At 73.7% G+C, this 14,324-nt stretch carries 12 protein-coding genes; 6 read left to right on the top strand and 6 right to left on the bottom strand.

Features of this window, described 5'->3' with window-relative positions; all coding sequences use genetic code 11:
* Window positions 1-18 precede the first annotated feature (18 nt).
* Window positions 19-1,917 (bottom strand): ABCB family ABC transporter ATP-binding protein/permease, encoded by a 1,899-nt coding sequence (locus LPC08_RS06215; protein WP_304622067.1) that lies wholly within the window; start codon window positions 1,915-1,917, stop codon window positions 19-21.
* A gap of 194 nt (window positions 1,918-2,111) precedes the next feature.
* Here LPC08_RS06215 and LPC08_RS06210 point away from each other — a divergent pair, with 194 nt between their 5' ends.
* Both LPC08_RS06210 and LPC08_RS06205 read left to right on the top strand, forming a co-directional pair.
* The gene (locus LPC08_RS06210) at window positions 2,112-2,984 is read left to right on the top strand and encodes an NUDIX hydrolase (RefSeq protein ID WP_230451847.1); all 873 of its coding nucleotides are present in this window, start codon (window positions 2,112-2,114) and stop codon (window positions 2,982-2,984) included.
* Window positions 2,985-3,033: 49 nt separating this feature from the next.
* The gene (locus LPC08_RS06205) at window positions 3,034-4,005 is read left to right on the top strand and encodes a hypothetical protein (protein ID WP_230451846.1); all 972 of its coding nucleotides are present in this window, start codon (window positions 3,034-3,036) and stop codon (window positions 4,003-4,005) included.
* A 6-nt stretch (window positions 4,006-4,011) separates the two neighbouring features.
* On the opposite strand, the gene LPC08_RS06200 is transcribed toward LPC08_RS06205, so the two are convergent.
* On the bottom strand, window positions 4,012-5,118 hold the full coding sequence (locus LPC08_RS06200) for an ABC transporter substrate-binding protein (protein WP_230451845.1): 1,107 nt from the start codon (window positions 5,116-5,118) through the stop codon (window positions 4,012-4,014).
* Between the two features lie 100 nt (window positions 5,119-5,218).
* Window positions 5,219-6,400 carry a M24 family metallopeptidase gene (locus tag LPC08_RS06195; RefSeq protein WP_230451844.1) on the bottom strand — a complete coding sequence of 394 codons (1,182 nt, stop codon included), beginning with the start codon at window positions 6,398-6,400 and terminating at the stop codon, window positions 5,219-5,221.
* 69 nt (window positions 6,401-6,469) lie between these two features.
* On the opposite strand from LPC08_RS06195, the gene LPC08_RS06190 reads away from it, so the two are divergent.
* A complete protein-coding gene (locus tag LPC08_RS06190; protein ID WP_230451843.1) occupies window positions 6,470-7,036 on the top strand; it encodes a P-loop NTPase family protein in 567 nt (188 codons plus the stop codon).
* On the opposite strand, the gene LPC08_RS06185 is transcribed toward LPC08_RS06190, so the two are convergent.
* Complete coding sequence (locus LPC08_RS06185) at window positions 7,014-7,808, bottom strand: lipid-binding SYLF domain-containing protein (RefSeq protein WP_230451842.1); 795 nt, start codon at window positions 7,806-7,808, stop codon at window positions 7,014-7,016. The two genes, LPC08_RS06190 and LPC08_RS06185, sit on opposite strands and share 23 nt — an antisense overlap.
* Before the next feature lie 96 nt (window positions 7,809-7,904).
* On the bottom strand, window positions 7,905-8,540 hold the full coding sequence (locus LPC08_RS06180) for a histidine phosphatase family protein (RefSeq protein ID WP_230451841.1): 636 nt from the start codon (window positions 8,538-8,540) through the stop codon (window positions 7,905-7,907).
* 192 nt (window positions 8,541-8,732) lie between these two features.
* Here LPC08_RS06180 and LPC08_RS06175 point away from each other — a divergent pair, with 192 nt between their 5' ends.
* The 3 genes from LPC08_RS06175 (at window position 8,733) to add (ending at window position 13,284) form a co-directional block, all read left to right on the top strand.
* Window positions 8,733-10,316: an ABC transporter substrate-binding protein gene (locus LPC08_RS06175; RefSeq protein ID WP_230451840.1), complete on the top strand. Its 1,584-nt coding sequence runs from the start codon at window positions 8,733-8,735 to the stop codon at window positions 10,314-10,316.
* A gap of 126 nt (window positions 10,317-10,442) precedes the next feature.
* Window positions 10,443-12,062, top strand: a complete 1,620-nt coding sequence (locus LPC08_RS06170; RefSeq protein WP_230451839.1) for an ABC-F family ATP-binding cassette domain-containing protein — start codon at window positions 10,443-10,445, stop codon at window positions 12,060-12,062.
* 121 nt (window positions 12,063-12,183) lie between these two features.
* Entirely contained in the window at window positions 12,184-13,284 is a 1,101-nt protein-coding gene (gene add, locus LPC08_RS06165; RefSeq protein ID WP_230451838.1) for an adenosine deaminase, read from the top strand.
* A gap of 152 nt (window positions 13,285-13,436) precedes the next feature.
* Here add and LPC08_RS06160 read toward each other — a convergent pair whose 3' ends face one another.
* A complete protein-coding gene (locus tag LPC08_RS06160; RefSeq protein WP_230451837.1) occupies window positions 13,437-14,288 on the bottom strand; it encodes a DMT family transporter in 852 nt (283 codons plus the stop codon).
* Window positions 14,289-14,324 lie beyond the last annotated feature (36 nt).

The raw sequence follows: 14,324 nt of genomic DNA, 5'->3' as shown, positions 1-14,324 counted from the left end.
GTGTTCGGGCGCAGATGGTCACGCCGGCACCGCGGGAGAAGACCCGTGGCGCTGCCGTCCTGCCTCGGGTCCCCGGGCGCTGTCCAGATCGGCCGCCGCCGCCGCCTCGGCCGCCTCCACCGCCTGGGCCTGGCGCCGCCACATCTGGGCATAGAGGCCATCGGCCTGGAGCAGCGCCGCATGGGTGCCCCGCTCGGCGATGCGGCCGTCCTGGAGGACGATGATCTCGTCCGCCTCGACCACGGTGGAGAGCCGGTGGGCGATGACCAGCGTGGTCCGCCCGCGCGAGACGCCGCGCAGCGCGGACTGGATCTCCTGCTCCGTGCGGGTGTCGAGCGCGCTGGTCGCCTCGTCCAGGATCAGGATGCGGGGGTCCTTCAGGATGGTCCGCGCGATGGCGACCCGCTGCTTCTCGCCGCCCGAGAGCTTCAGCCCGCGCTCGCCCACCCGCGTGTCGTAGCCGTCGGGCAGGCGCAGGACGAAGTCGTGCACCTGGGCCAGCTTCGCCGCCTGCTCGATCTCCGCCTGGCTGGCGCCGGGGCGGCCGTAGGCGATGTTGTAGCGGATGGTGTCGTTGAACAGCACGGTGTCCTGCGGCACCACGCCGATGGCGGCGCGCAGGCTGTCCTGGGTGATGTCCTTCACGTCGTGCCCGTCCACCGCCACCCGCCCGCCCGTGGCGTCGTAGAAGCGGAACAGCAGGCGGGAGATGGTGGACTTGCCCGCCCCCGTCGGCCCGACGATGGCCAGCGTCCGCCCCGGCGGCACGGTGAAGGAGATGCCCTTCAGGATCTCCCGGTCGGGCCGGTAGCCGAAATGCACCGACTCGAAGCGCACCTCGCCCGGGCCGGGCGGCAGCGGCGTCGCATCCGGCGCGTCCGGGACCTCGCGCGGCTGGCGGAGGAGGGTGAACATCGCCTCCATGTCCGTCAGCCCCTGCTTCATCTCGCGATAGACGAAGCCCAGGAAGTTCAGCGGCAGATAGAGCTGGATCAGGTAGGTGTTCACCAGCACGAAGTCGCCCACCGTCATGGTGCCGTTGGCCACGCCGCGCGCGGCCATCAGCATCACCGCCGTCAGCCCCAGCGCGATCACCGCCGCCTGGCCGAGATTGAGCAGGTTCAGCGTCACCTCGGAGCGGACGTAGGCCCCCTCGTAGCGGGCGAGGGCCGAGTCGTAGCGGCGCTCCTCGTGCCGCTCGTTGCCGAAGTACTTGACCGTCTCGTAGTTCAGCAGGCTGTCCACCGCCTTGGTGTTCGCGTCCTGGTCCTGCTCGTTCATCGTGCGGCGGAAGCGCAGCCGCCAGTCGGTGAAGAGCAGGGTGAAGGCGATGTAGATCCCGATCGTCCCCAGCGTGACGGCGGCGAAGGACCAGTCGAACAGCCGCCACAGGATGCCCGCCACCAGCAGGATCTCGAACAGCGTCGGGATGATGTTGAACAGCATGAAGTCGAGGACGAAGTTGATCCCCTTCGTCCCGCGCTCGATCACCCGGCTGAGCCCGCCGGTCTGGCGATCCAGGTGGAAGCGCAGCGACAGCGCGTGCAGGTGGTGGAAGACCTGCAGCGCGATCCGCCGCCCCGCCCGCGCCTGCACCCGGGTGAACACGGCATCCCGCAGCTCCCCGAACCCCGCCGAGGCCAGGCGCAGCAGCCCGTAGCCCACGATCAGCGCCACCGGCACGGCGACCATCGCGGCCGCCGCGTTCCCCGCCGTGGCGTGCGGCGTCAGCGCATCCACCGCCCGGGCATAGACGATCGGCACCAGCACGTTCGCCAGCTTGGCGGCGACGAGGAAAAGGAGCGCGACCACCACGCGGGCGCGTAGCCCCGGCTCCCCCTCCGGCCAGAGGTAGGGGGCGAGGCTGCGCAGCGTCCGCAGGTGGCTGCGCTCGGCGGGAGGGGTCTGGTTCGGCACGGATCTCTCGATGACGGCAGGTGGCGCGGGGACAGGAACGGCGCCAGAGCGGCCCGGCGGAGTCGCGGGGGCCGGGTGGAAAGGCTGGGTTACAGATGGGGCGCGTGGCCTCGGAGGGAAAGGCGCCGTTCCGCCGCCCCGCCGTCACGGGAACGCGCCTTGCGCCCCCGGCCCGGCCCCGCGACGCTCGGGGGATGGAATCCCGCGCCGATCCTCGCCTCCTGCGGCACGTGGCCGCCTGCAACAACGCCCCCTCTCCCCACCCGCCCTTCGGCGACCGGGTGGCGCTGCGGCTGGGCGGCGAGGCGGTGGGCTGGCTGCCCCCGGTGCTGGCGGAGGCGCTGCCGGCTGCCGTCCCCGCCTTCCGCCGCGGCCCGGACGGCGTGGCGCTGGACCCGGCCCTGGACAGCGTGCCGGCCCGCAGCGCCGCGCTGGACGAGGCGGTCGGCGCGCTGGCCGGCCAGGGTGGCGTGCGCCGGCGGCAGGAGCCGTTCGACGTGCGCGCCACGCCGGACGGGCCGGTGCTGGCATGGCTGGACCGCGGGGCCGTCGCCCCCTTCGGCATTCCCAGCCAGGGGGCGCATCTGAACGGCCTGGTGCGGCGGGCGGACGGGCTGCACCTGTGGATCGGCCGGCGCGCGAAGGACAAGGCGGTGGCGCCGGGGAAGCTGGACAACATGGTGGCCGGCGGCGTGCCGGCGGGGCTGACGCCCTGGGAGACGCTGCTGAAGGAGTCGGAGGAGGAGGCCTCCCTGCCCGCCGCCCTGGCGGCGCGGGCCCGGCCGGCGGGCGAGGTCTCCTACGTCATGGTCTCCCCGGAGGGGCTGCGGCGGGATCGCCTGCTGGTCTTCGACCTGGAGCTGCCGGAGGATTTCACGCCCCGCCCCCAGGACGACGAGATGGAGGGCTTCGAGCTGTGGCCGGCCGCGCGCGTGCTGGAGGCGGTGCGCGAGGGGGATTCCGTCAAGTTCAACGTCAACCTGGTGCTGATCGACCTGTTCCTGCGGGAGGGGCTGGTGCCCGACCCCGATGGCGCGCTGCGCGCCGGGCTGCGGCGCTTCGCCTGAACGGCGGCCGGGCCGGCGGAGGGAAGGGAGAGGCATGGGCATACGACGCATGACGACGGCCGCCCTGGCGGTCTGGCTGATGGTCGCACCGACCCTGGCCCCAGGGCAGGCCCTCCAGGATCACGCCGGCCCCGGCGCGGCCAAGACGCCCATGGGCGGGCCGCCCTCCCTGCCCTCCCCGCCTCAGGTCACGCCGCCACAGGCCACGCCCCCGGGGGCCGCCCCGTCCCAGGCCGCGTCCGGGGCGGAGGGGCCACGCCTCCAATCCTCCGTCGAAACCCTGCGCCTGGTGCCGCTCCGCAGCCTGCCCCGCGCCCCTGTCCAGGCCGACGCCTCGCCGCGCCGGCTGTGCCAGCACCTGCTGACCGCCCCGCAATCCCCCGAGGCGCGGCAGGTCGAGGCGCAGGGCTGGGGCGTGAGCGGGGAGGTGCTCGTCGGCCCCTACCGGGCCGTCGGCTTCGTCGGGGCCTACGAGGTCGGCACCAGCGGCTCCTGCCGGCTGGGCGACGGCAACCTCGCCCTGTTCCGGGACGGGCGGCTCGCCGCCCTGGCCTACTCCCCCGCGGGCAGCCGGCGGACCATCGGCAGCGTCGAGCCGCTGGAACGGGACGGCGCCCGGCTGTGGGACGGCGACTACCTGCGCCAGCCCCTCGCGGACCTGCGGCTGCGGCCGGACGGGACCCTGGCGCTGCTGCCCCTGGCCGAGGCGGAGCGGGTCTGCGGCGGCGCCGCGACCGTCCCCAACATCTATGGCAGGCCGATCCGCGCGGCGCGGCGGATGCTGCAGGCTCAGGGCTGGACCCCCGTGCCCGGCCCCCCGGCGACCCGGAGGCAGGACGGGCGCGTGGCGGCGATCGTGCGCGGCGGCGTGCCGGAGGTGGAGGACTGCTCCGGCACGGGCTTCGGCTTCTGCAGCTTCGCCTATCGCGGCACGGCCGGGACCCTGAGCGTCACCACCGCGGGCGATGGCAACGACCCCGGCGTCGCGGGCTACGGCACGACGTGCCGCGCCGGGGGCTGACCGGCGTCAGCCGGTGATCAGGTCGGTGAAGCGCTCGTACACGGCGGTGTAGTTCTTCGCGTACCAGGGCTCGTCCGTCATCACCTGCTTCGCCAGGTTCTCCGGGTCCATCGGGTTGTGGGGCCGCAGCTCGGCCGGCACCAGCGGCGCCGCGGCCGGATTGGCCGGCCCGGTGCCGAGGGCCTTCAGCAGGATCACCTGCCGCTCGGGGATCAGCGTGCTGTTGACCAGGCGCATCGCCCAGTCGCGCCCGGCCGGCGGCCCCTTCGGCACCACCCAGACCGCCGGGTGCACGATGCCCTGCTCCCAGCGATAGGCGATGCGGCCCTGGGTGTCCTCGCCGACCAGCCGGGCGCGGGTGGACCAGATGGCGCCCGCCGTCACCTCCCCGGTGCGGAGGAGCTGCTGGCTGTCCGCGCCGGCGCTCCACCAGATCACGTCGTCCTTGATCTCCCGCACCTTGCGGAAGGCGCGCTCGACGTCGAGCGGATAGACCTTCTCCGGCGGCACGCCGTCCGCCATCAGCGCCGCCTCCAGCACCGCGTGCATGGTCTTGCGCATGGTGCGCTTGCCGGGGAAGCGGCGGCGGTCCCAGAACTCCGCCCAGTTGCCCGGCCCCTCGCCCAGCTTCTGCCGGTCCCAGGCGATGATCGTGGAGTAGCCCGCCATGCCCGTGCAGAAGGGCAGCGCGAAGGCCTCGGGGATGCGGGTGCGGTCGATGATGGAATAGTCCATGGGCTCGGCGAAGCCGCCCTCGCCCAGGATGAAGGAGGTCCCGGCCCCGCTGTCGCAGACATCCCAGGTGACCCGCCGCGCCTCGACCATGGCGCGGATCTTGGCCAGGGACGGGCCGCTGCTGTCGATGGCGACCGGCACGCCGTGGTCCTTCTCGAAGGGCCGGGCGATCGCCTCCTCCATCGCCTTCACCGCGTCGCCGCCCCAGTTGGCCAGCACCAGCTCGCGCGGCTTGGGCCCGCTCCCCGCGCCCTGCGCCAGCGCCCCGCCGGCCGGCAGCACGGCCAGCGCGGCCAGCAGGCTGCGGCGGTCCAGATGCCCGGCCGCCAGGCGCGCCCGCGCCACCTCGGCCGCGTCGCGCCAGAACCCGTCGGTCATTCCCTTGCCTCCGCTGCATGGCACGGGCCTGGCGGCATGCCAGCCACGGCCGGGACAGGCTGCCGCAGTCCGGCCGGGCCCGGAAGCCCGGATGCGGGCGTCAGCGGAAGGGGGCGCGGGTCAGCACCTCCGCCCCCGTCTCCGTGATCAGGATCGTGTCGCCGGAGCCGAAGGCCAGCCCCGTCTCCGCATCGCCCAGCATGGCGTGGGGGAAGAACACCATGCCCGGCACCAGCGGCGTCGGGTTGCCCGGATGCAGCATCGGCGGCACGTCCATCCAGCTCGGGCGGAAGGTGGCGCCGAGGGGATAGCCGCAGGCGGCGAACCGGTTCCGGGCCTGGCCGGCCCGGTCCAGCACGGCGCCGAAGGCCTCGGCGATGGCCCCGGCCGGGTGGCCGGGGCGGGCGGCGGCGGCCATGGCGGCGCAGGCCTCGGCCACCGTGTCCGCCATGCGCCGCTGGGCGTCGGGGACGGGGCCGAGGAGGAAGGTGCGCTCGATGCAGACATTGTAGCGGTGGAGCGTGGCGGCCAGCTCCAGCACCACCTGGTCCGTCGCCTCCAGCACCCGCGGGCCGCCCACGCCGCGGCCATAGATCGCGCGCCGCCCGGAATTGCACAGCGGCCCGGCGGGCGGCATGTCGCCGCCCCCTTCCAGGATCGCCGCGAGGGCCGCCGCGGTGAGGACGGAATCCCGCACGCCGGGCGTCGCCCGCTCCCGCGCCGCCGCCACCGCCGCATCGGCCAGGGCGGCGGCACGGCGGATGACGGCGATCTCCGAGACACTCTTCACCGCCCGCATGCCGTGGATGAGGTCCGAGGCGGGCGCCGTCGCCACCACCCCTTCCAGCGCCGCCAGCACGGCCGCGTGGTTGGCGCCGGTCAGGCCGTAGGTGGCGGTCTCGATCCCCACGCGCTCCCCGCGCAGCCCCAGCTCCACCAGGATGTCGCGCAGCTCCATCGCCGGGGCGGCGTCGTTGGCGTCGTACCAGACGCGGATGTCGCCATAGAGCGAGGTGTCGCGCGCCTGGGCCAGGTCGGGCCGGCGGGTGAGCAGGACGGGGCCCTTCGCCGGATCGGCGGGGATGATGCCGCACTGGAAGAAGACATAGCCGCCTGTGTCCAGCCCCGTGGCCCAGTAATGGCTCTCCGGCGCGAAGACGAGCAGCGCGGCGAGGCCCCGGGCGGCGACCGCCTCGCGCAGGCGGAGCAGGCGGGACCGCAGCTCCGCGATCGGGACATGGTCGGGCCGGGGATCGGCCGGCCCCGCGAAACGCTCGTGCATGATGCCTCGGGCAGTGGGAAGGCCCTATTGGGGCGCCCCGTGCCGGGTGGCGCAAGGGAGGGCAGCGGGATGCGCGTCGCGGTGCTGGGCACGGCGGGTTCGGGCAAGACCGCCTTCGCGCGTCGCCTCGCGGCGCGGGCCGGGGTGCCGCGTATCGAGCTGGACGCGATCAACGGGCAGCCCGGCCGGCGCGACCTCGACACCGGCGACCCGGAGGAGTTCCGGCGACGCGTGGCGGTGGCGCGGGAGCGATGGGTGAGCGACGGCCATTACGGCCGGGTGCGCGACATCGTGCCCGCCCGCGCCACCCACCTCGCCTGGCTGGACTATCCCCGCCGGCTGACCATGCGCCGCGTGCTGTGGCGTTCCGTCCGCCGCGCCGCCTCGGGGGAGGAATTGTGGCCCGGCACCGGCAACCGGGAGGATGCCCGGCGCTGGCTGGACCGCGGCCACCCGATCCGCTGGGCCTGGGCGCCCCCTGGCGAGCGCCGCCGGACCTATGCCGCGCTGCTGGAGGAACCGGCCCTGGCCGGCCCGGAGCGGCACCGCGTCACCCGGCCGGCCGAGGCGGAGCGACTCCTCCTCCGCCCGGGCGACGCCGCGGGGGGGACGGCTAGCGCAGCGTCTCCCGCGTGATCCCCTGATCCGCCGGCCGGCCATAGGCGGGCGCGGCCTGGCCATAGGCCTGCTGCTGCTGGGCCGGCGCCGCGGCCGCCGGGGCGGCGCCCTGCATCAGCATGGCCCGCAGCGGGTCGGAGCCGGGGTTGTGCGCCTGCATGTCCAGCAGGACCTGCCGCGCCGTCACGTCACGGCCGTAGTAGGTCCGGTTGTCCGCCTCGTTGAAGTTCAGCACCGAACCTTCCAGCGCCACCCCGGCGAAGAGGCCGCGCGAGCGGGCATAGGAGACGATGTCCGCCCCCGCCGCCGTGGTGGTGGCACCCTGGATGCCTCCGCCGATCGTCGCGATGGCGACGGAGGCGTCCGCCCCGATCTTGAACTGGTTCTCCATCACGGCGCGCAGGCCCTTGTCGGTCATGATCAGCATCAGGACCTGCATGTCCTGCACCCCGGCCTGCAGGCCGAAGGACCCGCCGCCCATGGCGTAGAAGGCCGGCGAGGACCAGGAGCCGGCCCCGTCCCGCGCCAGCAGCACGCAGGGCCCGCCCTGTCCGCCGAAGATGAAGCCCGCGCGGAAGACGCGCGGGCAGACCATGGCGGCGCGGGCGCGGGAGACGCTGCTGCGCAGGTCGGCCAGCATGGCGGCGTCGCCATGGGTCAGCATCTCCTGGGCGGTCAGGGTCGCGCGGTCGACCAGCGCCTGCTGCTCGGCCTGCGCCAGGGCCGGGCGGATCAGGGGCACCGTCGCCAGTCCGAGGCCCAGTGCCAGAAGCCGGATCGCACGGCGCATGAGAAAAACCCCCCAAACCATTGTCCCCGGTCGGGTTCTAACCCCAATGGCTGTGGCGGACCAAGTTTTCTTGAGCGCTTCCGTTCGGCCGCCGCATCAATGGGCGGCCGTGAGCCCCGCCGGCAACTCGTTCACCGCGCCCACGCGCCAGTCGCCGTTCAGGTTCTCCAGCCGTGTCAGGGACAGGTTGCGGACGGAGAACTGCAGCGCCTGGTGCGCATCCAGCCCGCAGGCATGGGCGAGCGAGGCACGGATGCTGCCGCCATGGGCGACGATCACCAGATCCTCGTCCGGGTGGTCGGCCACCAGCCCGTCCAGCACCGGACCCACGCGCGCCACCACGTCGCCGACGCTCTCGCCGCCCGGCGGACGCTCGGCGGCCGAATGCGGCCAGAAGGGGTGCGGCGGGTCGCGCAGCATGCTGGTGAACTGTTCGTGCGTCAGGCCCTGCCACTCCCCCAGGTTCTGCTCCCGCATCGCGGGCAGCACGGCGGGCTCCGCCTCCGGGTAGCCGGCGGCGAAGATGGCCGCCGCCGTGGCGCGGGTGCGGGCGAGCGGGGTGCAGAACCAGCGGGCCGGGCGCGGCAGGCGCTCGGCCAGCCAGGCATGCGCCGCCTGTTCCTGCGCCAGGGCCATGGCGCAGAGCGCCACGTCCATGTCGCCGTACATGGTCAGCCGGGCGGAAGGCTCGACGATGGCGTGGCGGATCAGGAAGAGGCGGGTCAGGGGCATGGCCCGCGGGATTACCCCGCCCGGCCGGACGGGGCCAGACGGCGGGCGCCGCCGCGCGGCCGGCCGCCGCGTCTGGCCCGGCCCTTGCTGGCGGCCGGCCCCTGCTGGCGTGCCTGCCAGCATCGGTGGCAGCGTCCCGCGCGGGCGCCCGCAATGGCCGCCGCCAGACACGAACCAGACGAAGGTCCCCGCATGCGCCGCCGGTCCCTGTTCGCCTCCACCGCCGCCCTCCCGCTCGCCCTGCCCGCGATCGGTGCCCGCGCCCAGGGGGGGCAGCAGGCCGTTCCCCGCGCCCGGACGCTGCGGGTGGTGCCGGAGACGCTGACCACCATCCTCGACCCGCACTTCACCACCAGCTTCACCGCGCGCGACTTCTGCTACCTCACCTACGACACGCTCTTCGCGGTGAACGACCGGTGGGAGCCGACGCCGCAGATGGTGGAGCGCTGGACGCGCAGCCCCGACGGCCGCGTCTGGGACTTCGCGCTGCGCGAGGGGCTGGTGTTCCACGACGGCAACCCGGTGACGGCGGAGGACGTGATCGCCAGCCTGCGCCGCTGGGGGCAGCGGGATTCGCTCGGCGGGCCGCTGCTGGCCGCGACGGACAGCCTGGAGCCGACCGGCGCGGGCCGCTTCCGCCTGACGCTGAAGCAGCCCTTCGGCCTCGTGCTCCAGGCGCTGGCCAAGCCCGGCGCGATGGTGCCGATGATCCTGCCCCGGCGCCTGGCCGAGCAGCCGCTGACGAAGCCGCTGGGCGAGGTGGTGGGCTCCGGCCCCTATCGCTTCCTGGCGGAGGAGTACCGCCCCGGCGACCGCATCGCCCTCGCCCGCCACGACGCCTATCGCCCCCGCGCCGAGCCTCTGGTCTGGGCCAGCGGCGGCAAGCGGGCGGGGTTCGACCGGGTGGAGCTGCTCTCCATGTCCGACGTGGCGAGCCAGGTGAACGCGCTGGCGACCGGCGAGGTGGACTACCTCGAACGCCTGCCGGCCGACGTGCTGCCCGTGCTGGAGCGCAACCGCGCGACGGTGGTGCGGACGGTCAGCCCCTACGGCTACCAGGGCATCCTGCGCTTCAACCACACCCAGCCGCCCTTCGACGACGTGCGGGTGCGGCGCGCGGTGATGCTGGCGGTGGACCAGGCGGACTACCTGCCCGGCGTCGCGGCGCGGCCGGAGTACCAGAAGCCCTGCCTGTCCATGTATGGCTGCGGCACGCCCTTCGAGACGAGCGCCGGCATGCCGGCGAAGCCCGACCTCGCCGCGGCGAAGCGCATGATCGCGGAGAGCGGCGCGGACCTGTCCAAGCCCGTCGTCATGCTGCACCCGGCCGATGCGCCCGGCATCGCCGCGCTGGGGCTGGTGACGCAGGACCTGCTGACCAAGCTGGGCTTCACCGTCGACGTGCAGACGATGGACTTCAACACCATGCTCGGCCGCCGGGCGCGCAAGGAGGGGTGGAACGTCTTCCACACCACCAGCGCCGTGCCCGACACCCAGACGCCGTTGCAGAACGTCTACATGAACGGCGGCGGCGACGCCGCCTTCGTCGGCTGGCCGAACGACCCGGAGGTGCAGCGGCTGCGCGCCGAGTTCGCCGCTGCCCCGGATACGGCGGAGCAGAAGCGGCTGGCGGAGGAGGCGCATCGCCGCGCGGCGGAGGGCGGGTTCTACATGCCGCTGGGGCAGTTCCTGGCCGCCTCGGCCTGGCGGGCGGACCTCGCGGACGTGCCGATGGGGCCCGCGATGTTCCTGTTCGGCATCCGCCGCGCGGGGTGAGGACGGTCGGGATGCAGTGGTGGGGCGGCGGTTGACGGTCGGCCGCAGGATATGGTCTCGGGCGGCTCCTGCCGGCATCGGCGCGCCGCCCTCCTCAACCGCCCCCCTTCCTGGCCGGGAGTGTCCATGATCCGCCTCGACTCCATCACCAAGCAGAACGGCCGGCAGCTCGTCTTCATCGAGGCCTCGGCGGCGCTGCTGCGCGGCGACAAGGCGGGGCTGGTCGGCCCCAACGGGGCGGGCAAGACGACGCTGTTCCGCATGATCACCGGGCAGGAGCCGCCGGATGACGGGCAGGTGCTGGTGGACCGGGGGGTGAGCATCGGCTTCTTCGGCCAGGATGTGGGCGAGATGTCGGGCCGCACCCCGGTGGCGGAGGTGATGGACGGGGCCGGCGACGTCAGCGCCGTGGCGGCGGAGCTAGCGGGGCTGGAGGCGGCGCTGTCGGACCCGGAGCGGGCCGACGCGCTGGACGCCATCCTGGAGCGGTTCGGCGAGGTGCAGGCGCGCTTCGAGGAGCTGGGCGGCTATGCGCTGGAGGGCCGGGCGCGGGAGGTGCTGGACGGGCTGGGCTTCAGCCAGGAGATGATGGAGGGCGATGTCGGCCGGCTGTCCGGCGGCTGGAAGATGCGGGTGGCGCTGGCGCGCATCCTGCTGATGCGGCCGGACGTGATGCTGCTGGACGAGCCGAGCAACCACCTGGACCTGGAGAGCCTGATCTGGCTGGAGCAGTTCCTGAAGGGGTATGACGGGGCGCTGCTGATGACCTCGCACGACCGCGCCTTCATGAACCGCATCGTCAACAAGGTGGTGGAGATCGATGGCGGGACGCTGACCTCCTATTCCGGCGACTACGAGTTCTACGAACAGCAGCGCGCGATGAACGAGCGGCAGCAGCAGGCGCAGTTCGAGCGGCAGCAGGCGATGCTGGCCAAGGAGATCGCCTTCATCGAGCGGTTCAAGGCGCGGGCCTCGCACGCCGCCCAGGTGCAGAGCCGGGTGAAGAAGCTGGAGAAGATCGACCGCGTCGAGCCGCCGAAGCGGCGGCAGGCGGTGGCGTTCGAGTTCGGCCAGGCGCCGCGCTCCGGCGACGACGTGGTGAACCTGAAGGGCGTGCACAAGCGCTACGGCAGCAGGGTGATCTACCAGGGGCTGGACTTCCTGCTGCGGCGGAAGGAACGCTGCTGCGTGCTGGGCGTCAACGGCGCCGGCAAGTCCACCCTGCTGAAGCTGGTGGCCGGTGCCTCGGCGCCGGACGAGGGCAGCGTGTCGGTCGGCGGCAGCGTGAAGATGGGCTACTTCGCGCAGCACGCCATGGAGCTGCTGGACGGCGACCGGACGGTATTCCAGTCGCTGGAGGACGCCTTCCCGCAGGCGGCGCAGGGGTCGCTGCGGGCGCTGGCCGGGTGCTTCGGCTTTTCGGGCGACGAGGTGGAGAAGCGGTGCCGCGTGCTGTCGGGTGGCGAGAAGGCGCGGCTGGTGATGGCGCGCATGCTCTACGACCCGCCGAACCTGCTGGTGCTGGACGAGCCGACCAACCACCTGGACATGGCGACCAAGGAGATGCTGATCGCGGCGCTGTCCGAGTACGAGGGGACGATGCTGTTCGTCTCGCACGACCGGCATTTCCTGGCCGCGCTGTCGAACCGGGTGCTGGAGCTGACGCCGGACGGCATCCACCGCTACGATGGCGGCTATACCGAATACGTGGCGCGCACCGGGCAGGAGGCGCCGGGCCTACACTGAGCGGGCTCGCAAGGCGGGCGGATCGGCGGCCCGTAAGGCCGTACACCGGTTCGGCGGCGGCGCCTTCCGCCCTGCCGCTCCCCTCTTGCGGCCGCGCCCCGCCCGCCCGACTCTGGCGCGCATGACCGCCCCTCTCTCCTTCTCCGACTATCTCGACCTCGTGCCCAAGGTCGAGCTGCACCTGCACATCGCGGGCGCCATCCGCGCGACGACGCTCGTGGAGCTCGCCGCGAAGAACGGCGTGCGCCTGCCGCGCCCGGCGGAGACGCTGTACCAGTGGCAGGATTTCTACGGCTTCCTGGAGGTGCTGCGCCTCGGCGCCCTCTCGCTGCGCCATCCGGCGGACTTCGCCCGCGCCGCCTACGAATGCGTCGAGGACCTGCACCGCCACGGCAACGTCCGGCACGCGGAGATCTTCTTCAACCCGCACTACTTCACCCCCAACGGCGCCACCTATCCGGAGATCGCGGACGGGCTGATCGAGGGGCTGGCGCGCGGGGAGCGGGAATTCGGCGTCTCCTCCCGCCTGATCGCCTGCATCGACCGCAGCGTCTGCCTGCCCTCCGAGGCGTTGCAGATGCTGGAATGGATGGCGGCGCACCCGCGCGAGGCGGTGATCGGCATCGGCCTGGACGGCGCCGAGCGCGTCGGCCCGCCGCTCGCCTGGCTGGAGGCCTGGCGCCGGGCGGGCCGCGCCGGGCTGTTCCGCACCGCCCATGTCTGCGAGGACAACCAGGCGCTGTTCGAGGGCCCGCCGGAGCACGTCACCCATTGCCGCGACGCGCTGGGCTGCGACCGGCTCGACCACGGCTACAACATGCTGGCCGATCCGGGGCTGGTGGCGCGCATGGCGCGCGAGCAGGTGCCCTTCACCATGGCCTGCTGGTCCTCCATCCCACCCAACCGCGCGCCGCGGCGCGAGCGCATCCGCCGCATGCACGAGGCGGGGCTGCTGCTCGTGCTCGGCACGGACGACCCGACCATGTTCCACACCACCATGGGCCATGGCTGGCGCAGCGTCTTCGCGGGCAATGGCTGGGGACCGGCGGAGGCGCGCCGCCTCAGCCTCGCCGGCGTCACGGCGAGCTGGCTGCCGGCGGATCGGAAGGCAGCACTGGCGGCGGAGTTCACGGCGAGGCTCGACGCGCTGGATGCGGCGCTGGACCCGGCGGACCGGGCCATCGACCTCGCCGTGGAGCGGCCGCTGCCGCGACTTGGGTGACACCGCTTGCTCCGAAGGCTCCGTCTTGGTCATATATTCCCATAAACACCCCTGCTCTGTCCGGCTCCCCGGGGATCACGGCCGCTGTGGCGCTCCCGCATGGGCCACATGGGTAGGGCCGTAAGATGGTCCGGCGGCGGTAAGGCCCCGCCCTACCCCGCCCCCTTCGCGGCCCGCTGGCCCAGCAGCCCCGCCGCCACCACGATGACGGCGCCGATCCAGGTCGCGGCCGGCGGCCAGTGCCCCCACAGCGCCACGTCGAACAGCACCGCCCAGACCAGGGCGGTGAACTCCACCGGCGCCAGCCGCGCCGCGCTGGCATGGCGGAAGGCGGCGGCGAGGCAGAGCGTCGCCCCGCCGGCGAAGACCCCGTTGACCGCCAGGGCCAGCGCGTCCCCCGCCGTGGGCGGCACCCAGACGGCCAGGGCGAAGGGCGCCACCGCCAGCAGCCCCGGGGCGGAGGACCACAGGATCAGCCGCGCCTGCCCCGGCTCGTGCCGCAGGGCGCGGTTGATGGTCATCACCGTCGCGTAGCAGAGCGTGCCGAACAACGCCCAGCCATAGGCGGCCCACTCGCCGCCCGCGCGTAGCCCCGGCCAGAGCGCCACCAGCACGCCGGCGAAGCCCAGGGCGCAGCAGGCCCAGGCGGCCGGCGGGGCGCGCTCGCGCAGGACGAGGTGGAACAGCCCCAGCACCATGAAGGGCGCGGTGAAGTAGACGAGGTAGCCCTCGGCCAGCGGCAACCGGCGCAGCGCCAGGTAGAAGGAGAAGGCGCTGCCCACCATCGCCGCGGAGCGCAGCACCTGGAGGCCGGGATGCCGCGTCGCCAGCGGCCCGCCCGCGCCGGAGCGGAGCAGCCGCGCCAGGACCAGCAGCGCCAGCAGCACGACGTAGCGGGAGGCCACCACCTGGGCCGGCGGATAGGCGCCCGACAGCAGCTTGCTGTTGGCATCCAGCATGGCGAAGAGGCCCAGCGCGGCCACCAGCAGCAGCGGTCCGCGCAAACTGTCCCCCTGTCCCGGAACCCTTGTGGGCCGGTC

It is taken from the genome of Roseomonas sp. OT10 (assembly GCF_020991085.1).
GTDB classification, from domain to species: domain Bacteria; phylum Pseudomonadota; class Alphaproteobacteria; order Acetobacterales; family Acetobacteraceae; genus Roseomonas; species Roseomonas cutis.
Note: the sequence above shows the minus strand (reverse complement) of the source record. Positions and strands in the feature narration are given on the sequence as shown.

Coding starts and splice junctions, on each gene's coding strand:
- LPC08_RS06210 (WP_230451847.1), top strand. CDS start 2,112: ATGGAATCCCGCGCCGATCCTCGCCTCCTGCGGCACGTGGCCGCCTGC.
- LPC08_RS06205 (WP_230451846.1), top strand. CDS start 3,034: ATGACGACGGCCGCCCTGGCGGTCTGGCTGATGGTCGCACCGACCCTG.
- LPC08_RS06200 (WP_230451845.1), bottom strand. CDS start 5,118: ATGACCGACGGGTTCTGGCGCGACGCGGCCGAGGTGGCGCGGGCGCGC.
- LPC08_RS06195 (WP_230451844.1), bottom strand. CDS start 6,400: ATGCACGAGCGTTTCGCGGGGCCGGCCGATCCCCGGCCCGACCATGTC.
- LPC08_RS06190 (WP_230451843.1), top strand. CDS start 6,470: ATGCGCGTCGCGGTGCTGGGCACGGCGGGTTCGGGCAAGACCGCCTTC.
- LPC08_RS06185 (WP_230451842.1), bottom strand. CDS start 7,808: ATGCGCCGTGCGATCCGGCTTCTGGCACTGGGCCTCGGACTGGCGACG.
- LPC08_RS06180 (WP_230451841.1), bottom strand. CDS start 8,540: ATGCCCCTGACCCGCCTCTTCCTGATCCGCCACGCCATCGTCGAGCCT.
- LPC08_RS06175 (WP_230451840.1), top strand. CDS start 8,733: ATGCGCCGCCGGTCCCTGTTCGCCTCCACCGCCGCCCTCCCGCTCGCC.
- LPC08_RS06170 (WP_230451839.1), top strand. CDS start 10,443: ATGATCCGCCTCGACTCCATCACCAAGCAGAACGGCCGGCAGCTCGTC.
- add (WP_230451838.1), top strand. CDS start 12,184: ATGACCGCCCCTCTCTCCTTCTCCGACTATCTCGACCTCGTGCCCAAG.